Source organism: Micromonospora sp. NPDC023644 (assembly GCF_040640115.1).
GTDB lineage: Bacteria > Actinomycetota > Actinomycetes > Mycobacteriales > Micromonosporaceae > Micromonospora.
The window spans coordinates 1-3,506 of record NZ_JBFABA010000109.1; the positions used below are offsets into that span (position 1 = coordinate 1).

Annotated in this window: 1 protein-coding gene and 1 pseudogene; both read right to left on the reverse strand. The window is 74.2% G+C overall.

The window, feature by feature from the left end; all coding sequences use genetic code 11:
- On the reverse strand, positions 1-2,693 hold a 2,693-nt coding region (locus tag AB0G08_RS30070), incomplete at its 3' end, for an amino acid adenylation domain-containing protein (protein WP_358094332.1).
- A 128-nt stretch (positions 2,694-2,821) separates the two neighbouring features.
- A pseudogene (locus AB0G08_RS30075) lies at positions 2,822-3,506 on the reverse strand (non-ribosomal peptide synthetase); the annotation flags it as partial.

The following is a 3,506-nucleotide window of genomic DNA, read 5'->3' on the forward strand; positions in this document are numbered from 1 at the left end:
TGTTCGCTGGTGGCGTCGGTGAGCAGTCGCAGCTGCGGCATGCCCGGGTTGGGTGGGACGAGTGCGACCGGCGGTTCGACGCGGCGGTAGCGGGCGTGCAGGGCCTCGTGTCGGCGGTGCACGTCGCCCAGGGCCGCCATCAGGGCCCGCAGGTCCAACTCACCCTCGATCCACCAGGTGGTCGGGCAGACCAGTTCGAAGGGGAGCCACACGCACTTGGCGACCGACAGGGTCAGCGGGACGGGCTTCGACGGACCGGGGCGGCCGGTGACGGGCGCCTCCGGTTCGGCCCTGGGACGGCGGGGCGCGGTGGCGAGCCAGCGGGCCAGCCCCTGCGGCGTGGGGGTGCGGTGGATCTGCGAGACGGGCACGACGACGTCCGCGGCCTCGTCGATGCCCACGGCCACCGCCGCCGACTGCAGGGACGTGCCGCCGAGATGGAAGAAGCCGTCGTGCGCGCCGACCCGGTCCAGCCCGAGCACCGTCGCGAACACCCCCGCGACGAGGCGTTCGGCGTCGGTCGCCGGCTCCACGTACGCCACGTCCAGGTCGGGGCGCTGCGAGCCCGGTTCGGGCAGCGCCCGCCGGTCGATCTTGCCGGTGCCGCCGACGGGGAAGCGGTCCAGGACCATGAGCACGGCCGGGACCATGTAGGGCGGGAGCACGGCGGCGGCGTGGTCCCGCAGCTCCGCGGGGACGGGGGTACGCCCCTCGCGTCCGGTGACGTAGGCGACGAGGCGGGCGGTGCCGTGGTCCTCGCGGCGGGTGACGACGGCGGCGCCGACGTCGGGGTGCTGGGCGAGGACGGTCTCGATCTCGCCGAGTTCGATGCGGATGCCGTTGACCTTGACCTGGTGGTCCATCCGGCCGAGGATCTCGAGTGCCCCTGCGGCGTTCCACCGTCCGAGGTCGCCGGTCCGGTAGGCGATCCCGCCGCCGTACGGGTCGGTGACGAACCGTTCGGCGGTCAGTTCGGGGCGGTTGAGGTAGCCGTCGGCGACTCCGAAGCCGGTGATGAGGATCTCCCCGGGCACGCCCATGGGCACGAGGCCGAGGTTGGCGTCGACGACGCGGAGCTGCCGATTGGGCATCGGCCGTCCGATGGGCACGTACGCGCCGCCCCAGCCCGCCGACGCGTCGAACCACGTGCACGCCACGGAAGCCTCGGCGGGCCCGTACGCGTTGACCAGGCGGGCGCCGGCGGCCATCCACCGGTGCGCCATGTGGGGCGGGATGGGCTCCCCGGCGAGGGTCACGCAGGACATGCTCGGGCAGTCGGCGGGGTCGACCGCGGCGAGGTTGGTGGGCGGGCAGAAGGCGTGGGTCAGCTGTTCCTTGGCGATCAGGTCGGTGAGGCGGCGGGCGTCGAGCAGGTCGTCGCGGGAACAGGCCACGACGCGGGCGCCGGAGGTGAGGGCGGTGAAGATCTCGCCCAGGGCGACGTCGAAGACCGGCGCGCAGCAGTGCAGCATCCGACTGTCCGGGCCCACCGCGCACTCGTCGCGCATCCAGGCGAGGAAGTTGGTCAGCCTGTCGTGCGACAGCACGACGCCCTTCGGGGTGCCCGTGGAGCCGGACGTGTAGATCACGAACGCCGGCGCGGACGCCTCGACGGCCGGCAGGTCGACCGGTTCGTGCGCCTGCACGGTCGGCCAGTCGTCGTCCAGCGCGACCACCCGTACGCCGTCGGGCCGGGGGACGCGTGGGGCGACCTCGCCGACGGTGAGCACGACCCGTGCGCCGTGGTCGGCCAGCAGCACGCGCATCCGCTCCGTCGGCCAGGAGACGTCCATCGGCGTGTACGCCGCGCCCGCCCGCAGCACGCCCATGGTGGCGATCAACGTCCAGAGGCTGCGATCCAAGGCCAGCGACACCACGTCACCGGGCCGCACACCCAGCGACCGCAGGTGGCCGGCCAGCGCCCCCGAGCGGCGTGCCAACTCCGCGTACGTCAGCACCTCGCCGCCGGCGACCCCCGCCACCGCCTCGGGCGTGCGCCGCGCCCACTCCAGCACCAACTCGTGGATCGGCTGACCCGGCACCTCACGCGCCGGGCCCCGGCCCCACCCCAACAACCGCTCCCGCTCCGCGCCCCCCAGCAACGGCAACCCCGACAGGCCGACCCCCGGCTCCGCTAGGCCCGCGGACGCCAGCACCATCGCCTGGTCCACCAGGCCCCGCACCCACTGGGCCGAGAAGCCGTCCGCCGCGTAGTCCACCCGCACCGCCGAGCCGTCGCGGGCGACGGCCACCACCACGTCCACGTCCACCACATCCGGCCCGGCCTCGGCCACCGGCGCGTCCGCCAACCCCACCACCACCGGACCCACCGCACCGGCGGCCAGGGCGACCGGTGCGGCCAACGCCGCGCCGACCCGCGACACCAGCTCCCCGAAACAGGGGTCACCCGCGACGTCGACCCGCAGCCCGCCACCCGACGACAGCCCCACCACCACCTCGGCCTGACCGGTGTAGCGGGCCAGCACCCCCAGGACGCCGGCCAGCACCACCGCGCCCGGGGACGGCGCGCCCGCCAGGTCGGGCAGCTCCACCGCCCGGAACTCCGAGGCCGCCCGGGCCGGCCACGCCGTCGGCCGGCGCAGGTCGCCCACCAGGTCGAGGACCTCGAAGTCGGCGCCGGTTCCGGCGGCACCCGCGGCCTGGTCCCGACCACCAACGAACCCGACAGACATGAGTCAACCTCCGATCAGGGCCGGCGTGGACCCACGGGGGTACGCCGGGCGGGAAGAACCACGAACTCCGGGGACGCGGCTGGCGCGCCCACGGCTGACAAGCAGTCCGGTGTGGACGGGATGGACGGTCAACCAGCGGTGGGGGAGCCCGCCGGCCCGGCTTCCAGGAAGCGCAGCATGTGCCCGTTCAGCTCCTCGGCGAAGCGGTACGGCAGGTAGTCGGTGCGGATGGTGACGCGCAGGAGGGCATGGTCGGCCCGGGGCAGCACCTCGACCGTGAGGCCGTTGGGCACCTCCCGGGCGTACGGGTCGACGACCTCCTCGGCCCAGCAGCCGGGCAGCTCCAGCGGCACGACCACGTTGTCCTGGAACACGAAGGTCGGCAGGCTGGCGACCACCTCGCCGGAGAGCCCGGCGGCGGGGTCGTCGGCGGTCTCCGCGAAGGGGACGTCCTGGGCCCGCATGAGGTCGGTGATCGTCTCGTTGACCCGCAGGACGAGTTTGTCGTCCTCCGGCCCGTCGAAGCGCACCCGGACGCAGTTGAGGTTGAGCCGGGTGGTGAAGGCGGAGTCGAGGACGCGGCTGCCCCGCTTGGCCACCACCATCAGCAGGCCGATGTCGTCCTGCTGGTGGACGGCGCGCAGCGCGGAGGCGAATGCCGCGACGAAGTAGCTGGAGCGGCTGAACCGTTGTTCCCGGGCGGCCTGGTCCCAGCGCTGCATGATGTCGGGGGTGACGGTGACGATGTGTCCGGCCTTGGGTCCCCAGGCCAGTGCCTGCTCCAGTGGGGCGGTGGCGGGGCCCTGGCCCTGG